The 6,738-nt window shown below is 68.5% G+C and carries 5 protein-coding genes and 1 pseudogene; 2 read left to right on the top strand and 4 right to left on the bottom strand.

Annotation, left to right across the window (positions count from 1 at the left end):
• Window positions 1–2: 2 nt before the first annotated feature.
• Window positions 3–998: a Bug family tripartite tricarboxylate transporter substrate binding protein gene (locus DA1_RS20105; protein ID WP_012205415.1), complete on the bottom strand. Its 996-nt coding sequence runs from the start codon at window positions 996–998 to the stop codon at window positions 3–5.
• A gap of 197 nt (window positions 999–1,195) precedes the next feature.
• Between DA1_RS20105 and prpR the strand changes: the two genes are divergently transcribed.
• The gene (gene prpR, locus DA1_RS20110; RefSeq protein WP_034393136.1) at window positions 1,196–3,226 is read left to right on the top strand and encodes a propionate catabolism operon regulatory protein PrpR; all 2,031 of its coding nucleotides are present in this window, start codon (window positions 1,196–1,198) and stop codon (window positions 3,224–3,226) included.
• 84 nt (window positions 3,227–3,310) lie between these two features.
• Here the strand turns inward: prpR and DA1_RS20115 are convergent, their stop codons facing one another.
• Complete coding sequence (locus DA1_RS20115) at window positions 3,311–4,243, bottom strand: LysR family transcriptional regulator (protein ID WP_034393138.1); 933 nt, start codon at window positions 4,241–4,243, stop codon at window positions 3,311–3,313.
• 67 nt (window positions 4,244–4,310) lie between these two features.
• Here DA1_RS20115 and DA1_RS20120 point away from each other — a divergent pair, with 67 nt between their 5' ends.
• Window positions 4,311–5,243: a pyridoxal-phosphate dependent enzyme gene (locus tag DA1_RS20120; RefSeq protein WP_034393140.1), complete on the top strand. Its 933-nt coding sequence runs from the start codon at window positions 4,311–4,313 to the stop codon at window positions 5,241–5,243.
• 34 nt (window positions 5,244–5,277) lie between these two features.
• On the opposite strand, the gene prpF is transcribed toward DA1_RS20120, so the two are convergent.
• Together prpF and DA1_RS20130 are read right to left on the bottom strand one after the other, a co-directional pair.
• Window positions 5,278–6,474, bottom strand: a complete 1,197-nt coding sequence (gene prpF, locus DA1_RS20125) for a 2-methylaconitate cis-trans isomerase PrpF (RefSeq protein ID WP_034393143.1) — start codon at window positions 6,472–6,474, stop codon at window positions 5,278–5,280.
• Window positions 6,474–6,738 (bottom strand): annotated as a pseudogene (locus DA1_RS20130) (Fe/S-dependent 2-methylisocitrate dehydratase AcnD); the annotation flags it as partial. The pseudogene DA1_RS20130 and the gene prpF, both read right to left, overlap by 1 nt.

A 6,738-nucleotide genomic window follows, 5' to 3' on the forward strand; every position in this document is an offset into this window, starting at 1 on the left:
GCTCACTTTTCCTGCATCTTCGCGGCCTTGACGATCTCGCCCAGGCGCTTGCGCTCGGCATCGGTGAATTTCACGAACTCGGCGCGCGTGCCGCCGATGGGCTCGATGCCCAGGCCCTTGAGCTTCTCCACGGTGGCCGGCTCCTTCATGGCCTGGTCCACGGCGGCGGCCAGCTTGTCCAGGATGGCGGGCGGCGTGCCCTTGGGTGCATGGATGCCGGCCCAGTGCGCGATCTGCAGCTCGGCAAAGCCCTGCTCCACGGCGGTGGACAGTTGCGGATAGGCGGAGATGCGCTGCGTCCAGGTGGTGGCCAGGGCCTTGAACTTGCCCTCATTGAGGATGTGGGGCAGGGCGATGATGCTGGCCTCCGACGTGCCCTCCACCTGGCCGCCCAGCACGGCCGTCGTGCTTTCCGATCCGCTCTTGTAGGGCACGGGCTGCAGCTGTGCGCCGTACTTCACGTTCAGCATCTCGGCCACGAAATGCGGCGTGCTGCCCGTGCCGGCCGTGGCGAAATTGAAGCCCTGGCCCTTCTTCGATGCCTCGACGAAATCTCGCAGGTTCTGGTAGGGCGCGTTCTTGGGAACCACGATCACCGAAGGCGCCAGTCCGATCATGGCCACGGGCACCAGCGCATCGTCCTTGAACGGCATGGTCTTCTTGATCATGCTGTTGGAGATCACGCCGGCCGCGCTCACCAGCAGGGTGTAGCCATCGGGCTGGGCCTTGGCCACGATGTCGGCGCCCACGGTGCCGCCTGCGCCGGGCCGGTTGTCGATGACCACGGGCTGGCCCAGGATTTTGGACGCACCTTCGGCGGCCGAGCGGGCCATCAGGTCGTTGGCGCCGCCTGCAGAGAACGGCACTACCAAGCGGATGGGGCGGGTGGGCCAGGCATCGGCGGCAGGCGCGGCAAACGACACGCCGGCCAGCGGCAGCACGGTGGCAAGCAGGGCGGCCAGGGCAGTGCGGCGGGGCAGGCGGGATGGCTGGTGCATGGGGAGTCTCCTGGAAATATTTGAAATGATTGAAACGCCGGCCTTGTTTGCAAGCTGCATGCCATGGCAATAAAGGGTAAACCCTTGTTTTTGCAAGCCATTGATCTGAATGCATTTTTCAGTTCACAAGAGGATGGGGCGGAACCTGCTGCTGGATTCATGCGGTGCGATGTTGCATGAATGAAATAATCGGTTGCATGAATGAATCAGTCGTGGCCCCTGTCCCTGGAACCCCGTCCTCCCCCCGCGCGGCATGGCCTCGTGTCGTCACCATAGGCCGCCATCGCATCGGCCGCGTGCTGGAGCGCATGTCCCTGGCGGTGGGCGACCAGGTGCGTGTGGAGCATGTCAGCGCGGCCTTTGACGACGCCGTGCACGCCGTGCGCGCGCTGCAGGCAGTCGAGCCCATAGATGCCCTGGTGGCCGCCGGCGCCAGTGGTGCCTGGGTGCGCGAGCATGTCGACATTCCCGTGGTCATGATCGAGGTGCGCGGCTTCGATCTGCTGCAGGCGCTGGCCAGCGCGCGGGAATTGGCGCAGCCGGGCGGCACGCCGCGCATCGGGCTGGTGTCGTTCGACCATCCCTCGCCGCACCTGGCCCAGTTCGACGCGCTGTTCGGCGCCGGCATTGCCCAGTTCAGCTACCACGGGCCCGAGGATGCCCAGGCCTGCGTGCGTGCGCTGCAGGCCGCAGGCGTGGGCGCCGTGGTCGCGCCAGGTCTGGTTGCCGACCTGGCCGAGCAGGCCGGCATTCCCAGCGTGCTGCTGTACTCCGACGGCGCCGTGCTGCAGGCGCTGCGCGACGCGGTGCTGCTGGCCCGCCACCGCCATGCCGAGCGCGCCCGCCACCAGCGGCTGGAAACCGTGCTCGGCCAGTTGCAGGACGGCGTGGTCGCCGTGGACACGCAAGGCTGCATCCAGGCACTGAACCCCACCATGGCGGCCCTGCTGGGAGCGCCCGCCAAGGCGCTGCATGGCCGGCTGCTGGACGAGGTGGCACCCGCGCTGGCGCTGGCACAGGCGCTGCAGTCGCAGTCCCTGGAGCCCGAGGGCAGTGAAGACGTGGTCCAGCTGGCCATGCGCACCCTGGTGGTACGGCGCGCACCCATCGTGGAAAACGGCCAGCTCACGGGCGCCTTGCTGGTCTGTCGCGACCCCGCCACCATCCAGCGCGCCGACCGCCACCTGCGCGCCAACCGCAGCCTGCGCGGAGCGGGCGTGCGCTGGCGCATCGAAGACTACGCGGGCGACAGCGAACCCGCCCAGCGCGTGCGCCGCCTGGCGCGCCAGTTCGCGGCCAGCGATGCCACCGTGCTCATCCAGGGCGACAGCGGCACGGGCAAGGAGTTGCTGGCCCAGGGCATGCACCGCGCCAGCCGACGCGCCGCCCAGCCCTTTCTGGCGGTGAACTGCGCGGCCCTGGGGGAAAGCCTGCTGGAGAGCGAACTCTTCGGCTACGACGAAGGCGCTTTCACCGGCGCGCGGCGCGGCGGCAAGACCGGGCTGATTGAGGCGGCCCATACGGGCACCTTGTTCCTGGACGAGATCGGAGACATGCCGCTGGCCCTGCAATCCCGCCTGTTGCGCGTGCTGCAGGAGCGCGAAGTGCTGCGCGTGGGCTCCACCACGTCCGTGCCCGTGGACCTGCGCGTCATCGCCGCCACGCATGCCGATCTGGCGGCCCTGGTCGAGCGCGGTGAATTCAGGCGCGACCTGTTCTACCGCCTGGCCGTGCTGCGCCTGGCCATGCCCGGACTGCACGAACGTGGACAGGGCGATGTCCAGGCCCTGGCCCGCACCATGCTTGCGCGACGTTTGCGCACGCAGTCGCTGCAGGCCGAGGCCTCTTCACTGGAGCCCTTGCTGGAAGCCCTGCTGGATTTGGCCGCCGCTCACCGTTGGCCCGGCAATGCGCGAGAGCTGGACAACTGGGTGGAGCGCCTGCTGGCCTGCCGCCACGACCTGCGTGACAGCGCGGGCCGCGTGGACATGGGCCGGTTGCGGGAGCTGTTTCCTGAATGCAACGGGGCTGGGCAGGGTACCGTTCAGACCCTGCCAGCGCAGCAGCGGCAACTGCAACTGCGCGAGGCCCGGCGCGATGCCGAGCGCCAGCGCATGCGCGAAGTGCTGGAGCAGGTGCAGGGCGACCAGCGCCGCGCCTGCGAGATCCTGGGCATCAGCCGGGCCACGCTGTGGCGCAGGTTGCGCAGTCAGGGGGACGGAGAGTGAAGTGCAGGCCCTGAGCCGTTGCATTGCCTGCGTTCGCGCATCGTGCGCACTGCGTGCGGGGCGGTGGGCTTATGCCGGCTTGAGCTATGAAAGCGGCGGCGCAACGGATCTGGCCAGCCGCTCGGCCAGGAAATCCATCAGCACGCGCAGCTTGAGCGGCAGGTGGCGCGTGGGCGGGTGAAGAATCCACAGCTGGCCGCTGTAGTTGGGCAGAAAGCTCCAGTCCGGCAGCACCTGCACGATGCGCCCGTCCGCCAGGGCCTCGCGTGCCGTGAAGCGGGGCAGGCTGGCGATGCCGATGTGCTGCAGCACGGCGTCCAGCCGCACACCGGTGTGGTTGGCGGCATAGCGCCCGTGCACGGCCACGGTGACGGTCTTGCCATGGCCGCGCAGCTTCCAGTGCGCGTCGCCGGGCTCCTCGCCCAGGTAGATGCAGCTGTGGGCCTTGAGCTCCAGCGGATGCACGGGCGTGCCGTGCCGGGCCAGGTACTGGGGCGAGGCGCACAGCAGATGGTCGATGTCCATCAGGTGGCGGCCCATGAGTCCCGGCGGCGGGTGGTTGGTGATGCGTATGGCCAGGTCCACCGGGTCGTCGATCAGGTCCATGTAGCGGTCTTCCAGCCGCATCTGCACGTCGACCTCGGGATACAGGGCCAGGAAGTCGGGCATGTGGGGATGGACCACGGTACGGCCCACGGCCTTGGGCACGCTGATGCGCACCAGGCCGCGCGGTTGCGCGTCCTGCAGCAGGGACGCGGCCATGACGGCCTGGGCGGCGCCCACCATGTCCAGGCAGCGCGCATGCACCTCGCGGCCGGCCTCGCTCAGGCGCAGCTTGCGCGTGGTGCGTTCCAGCAGGCGCAGGCCCAGTGCCCTTTCCAGCCGCGCCACGCCCCGGCTGGTGGCCGATGGCGTGCTGCCCAGCTGACGCGCGGCCTCGGAGAAGCTGCCCGTGTCCACCACCTTGACGAAGATGGCCATTTCCCCGAACAGGGGCAGGGCTTGATTTGTGCTCATGGCGCAAAGAATATTTGAAAAGCCAAGGGATTATCGCGGCTGAACGCCAGTTCTACACTGCCACCCCATGCCTTTGCACACCTTCACTCCCCTTATCCCGTCCCATGCCCTGAGCCACGCCGGTGGTCCTGAAATCTGGCTCAAGCTGGATGCGCTGCAACCCTGCGGATCATTCAAGCTGCGCGGCATAGGCCATGCCTGCGAGACCCTGGCGCGCCAGGGCAAGAAGCGCTTTGTAGCTTCGTCGGGCGGCAATGCCGGCATTGCCGTGGCCTATGCCGGGCGGCAGCTGTCCATACCCGTCACCGTGGTCGTACCGCAAACCACGACCGAGCATGCGCGGGCACTGATCCGTGCCCAGGGCGCCGAGCTGATCGTGCATGGCGCCGTCTGGGACGAGGCCAATGCCCTGGCCCAGTCCCTGTTGGGCGCCGAAGATGCCTTTGTCCATCCGTTTGACGACCCGCTGCTGTGGGCGGGGCATTCCACCCTGGTCGATGAGCTGGCTGCTGCCGACTTCAAGCCCGACGCCGTGGTGCTGGCCGTGGGCGGCGGCGGCCTGCTGGCCGGCGTGGTGCAGGGCCTGGAGCGCCACGGCTGGACCGATGTGCCCGTGATTGCCGCGGAGACGGCCGGCGCGGACTCCCTGGCGCAGTCGCTGGCCCAGGGCCGCCGCGTGCTGCTGGACCGCATCACCAGCGTTGCCACTTCGCTGGGCGCGCGCCAGGTCTGCCAGCGGGCCTTCGATCTGGCGCAGGTGCACCCCGTGCGCAGCGCCGTGGTGACGGATGCGCAGGCGCTGGACGCCTGCCTGCGCTTCATTGATGACCATCGCCTGCATGTGGAGCCCGCCTGCGGTGCCGCGCTGGCCCTGGCCTACGCAGGCGCACCTGCGCTGCAGGGCTTCAAGCGCGTGCTGGTGGTGGCCTGCGGCGGCACGACGAACACGCTGGAGCAACTGCAGACGTGGCACGCAGCGGCGCTGACCGGCCAGGCGTGAGCACGGCCCAGGCCTGAAGCCGGGCCCTGCGCATTCACGCGGCGTTCAACACTTCGCCAGGCACCCTGATCCAGCCTTCCATCAGGATGCGCGCGCTGCGGCTCATCAAAGCCTTGGTCACCTGCCACTGGCCATTCACCAACCGGGCCTCGGCGCCCACGCGCAGCGTGCCGGAGGGATGGCCGAAGCGAACGGCGCCGCGTTCGCCGCCGCCCGCCGCCAGATTCACCAGCGTGCCCGGCACCGCTGCCGCCGTGCCGATGGCCACCGCCGCCGTGCCCATCATGGCGTGGTGCAGCTTGCCCATGGACAGGGCGCGCACCAGCAGGTCCACATCGCCTGCCTCGATGCGTTTGCCGCTGGAGGCCGTGTAGGGCGCTGGCGGTGCCACAAAGGCGATTTTGGGCGTGTGCTGGCGCCTGGCGGCTTCGGACAGCTCCTGGATCAGGCCCATCTGCAGGGCGCCGTGGGCGCGTATGGCCTCGAAGCGCGCCAGCGCCTCGGCATCGCCGTTGATGGCATCCTGCAGCTCGCAGCCCGTGTAGCCCAGGTCCTTTGCGTTCATGAAGATGGTCGGAATGCCCGCATTGATCAGCGTGGCTGCAAAGCTGCCCACGCCAGGCACATCCAGGCGATCCACGAGATGGCCCGTGGGGAACATGGCGCCTCCGTCCTCTCCCTCATCGGCAGGGTCCAGGAACTCCAACGCCACCTCGGCCGCAGGAAAGGTCACGCCATCGAGCTCGAAGTCGCCCGTCTCCTGCACCTGGCCGTCCGTGATGGGCACATGGGCCACGATGGTCTTTCCGATGTTGGCCTGCCAGATGCGGAGGGTGGCCGTGCCGTTGCGTGGAATGCGTGCCGGGGCTATCAATCCCATATGGATGGCGCAGGGCCCCACTGCGGCCGAGAGATTGCCGCAGTTGCCGCTCCAGTCCACGAAGGGCCGGTCGATGGAGACCTGGCCGAACAGGTAGTCCACGTCATGGCCTTCGCGCGTGCTGGCCGAGAGGATCACGGCCTTGCTGGTGCTCGACGATGCATTGCCCATGCCGTCGATCTGCTTGCCGTAAGGGTCGGGGCTGCCCAGGGTGCGCAGCAGGATGGCGTCGCGCACGGGGCCCGGCTGTTGCGCAGCCTCCGGAAGGTCTTGCAGGCGAAAGAACACGCCCTTGCTGGTGCCTCCGCGCAGGTAGGTGGCGGGAATGCGGATCTGGGGTGTGGTGTTCATCAAGCGTCCTGTGTCTGTGCAAGAAAGTCCTGGGCAAAGCGCTGCAACACGCCGCCCGCTTCGTAGACCGATACCTCCTCGGCCGTGTCCAGCCGGCAGGTCACGGGCACGCGCAGCGTCTGGCCGTTGCGGCGTTCGATCACCAGCGTGAGTTGGGTGCCCGGCGTGCGCTCGCCTTCCACGCCATAGACCTCCGTGCCGTCCAGCCCCAGGGTCTTGCGGTCGGTGCCCGGCACGAACTGCAGCGGCAGCACGCCCATGCCG

The sequence above is a fragment of the Delftia acidovorans NBRC 14950 genome (genome assembly GCF_001598795.1).
In the GTDB taxonomy this organism is placed as follows: domain Bacteria; phylum Pseudomonadota; class Gammaproteobacteria; order Burkholderiales; family Burkholderiaceae_C; genus Comamonas; species Comamonas acidovorans.

Bases quoted from the DNA above. Each gene is read 5' to 3' on its own strand.
- DA1_RS20105 (WP_012205415.1), bottom strand. From the start codon at position 998: ATGCACCAGCCATCCCGCCTGCCCCGCCGCACTGCCCTGGCCGCCCTG.
- prpR (WP_034393136.1), top strand. From the start codon at position 1,196: ATGAATGAATCAGTCGTGGCCCCTGTCCCTGGAACCCCGTCCTCCCCC.
- DA1_RS20115 (WP_034393138.1), bottom strand. From the start codon at position 4,243: ATGAGCACAAATCAAGCCCTGCCCCTGTTCGGGGAAATGGCCATCTTC.
- DA1_RS20120 (WP_034393140.1), top strand. From the start codon at position 4,311: ATGCCTTTGCACACCTTCACTCCCCTTATCCCGTCCCATGCCCTGAGC.
- prpF (WP_034393143.1), bottom strand. From the start codon at position 6,474: ATGAACACCACACCCCAGATCCGCATTCCCGCCACCTACCTGCGCGGA.